The sequence below is a fragment of the Streptomyces sp. AC627_RSS907 genome, assembly GCF_019049165.1.
Genome location: NZ_JAGMUE010001182.1, coordinates 1 through 732 on the forward strand (window position 1 = coordinate 1; position 732 = coordinate 732).

Consider the following 732-nt stretch of genomic DNA (forward strand, 5'->3'; position numbering starts at 1 on the left):
GCTACGAGGAGGTCGCCCGCCAGGTCGGCGCCGAGAGCGCCGCCGAGCTGCGGCAGGCCACCCTCGCGCTGTACAGCCGGGGCCGCGACATCGCCCGCGAGCGCGGCATCATCCTGGCCGACACCAAGTTCGAGTTCGGCTACGACGGCGAGCGGCTGGTCCTCGCGGACGAGGCGCTGACCCCGGACTCCTCCCGGTTCTGGCCCGCCGACCAGTGGGAGCCCGGCCGCGACCAACCCTCCTTCGACAAGCAGTTCATCCGCGACTGGCTCACCTCGCCGGCCTCCGGCTGGGACCGCACCGGCGAACTGCCCCCGCCGCCGCTGCCGGCCGAGGTCGTCGAGCAGACCCGCGCGAAGTACGTCGAGGCGTACGAGCGGCTCACGGGCCTGACCTGGTCCTGACCCACCCCGGCCAGCGTGCCGGCCCCACGCCGGGCCGGCACGCTGGCCGAACGCCCGGGCACGCGAAAGGCCCCCGGTCGATGACCGGGGGCCTTTTCCCTGAGCGGACGACGAGGCTCGAACTCGCGACCTCAACCTTGGCAAGGTTGCGCTCTACCAACTGAGCTACGTCCGCATGCGCCGCGCGTTTCCGTGTGGTGCGGGTCCTACTATAGCCAACGTTTCGGGCGAGCGAAGCACCCGAGAGCGCCCCGACCGCCCGCCGGCCCGGCATGGCTGGCCGGAGACCGCCAGGGTGTGGCCATCGCCACACCCTCCGGGCCGGGCG

The 732-nt window shown here is 73.2% G+C and carries 1 protein-coding gene and 1 tRNA gene; one reads left to right on the forward strand and one right to left on the reverse strand.

The annotated features are described in order from the left end of the window. Positions 1–404, forward strand: a 404-nt coding sequence (locus KUM32_RS40955; protein ID WP_302185262.1) for a phosphoribosylaminoimidazolesuccinocarboxamide synthase, incomplete at its 5' end; no start/stop codon positions are given. Between the two features lie 102 nt (positions 405–506). Here the strand turns inward: KUM32_RS40955 and KUM32_RS40960 are convergent. Next, positions 507–579 (reverse strand) — tRNA-Gly (locus KUM32_RS40960). Positions 580–732: the final 153 nt, after the last annotated feature.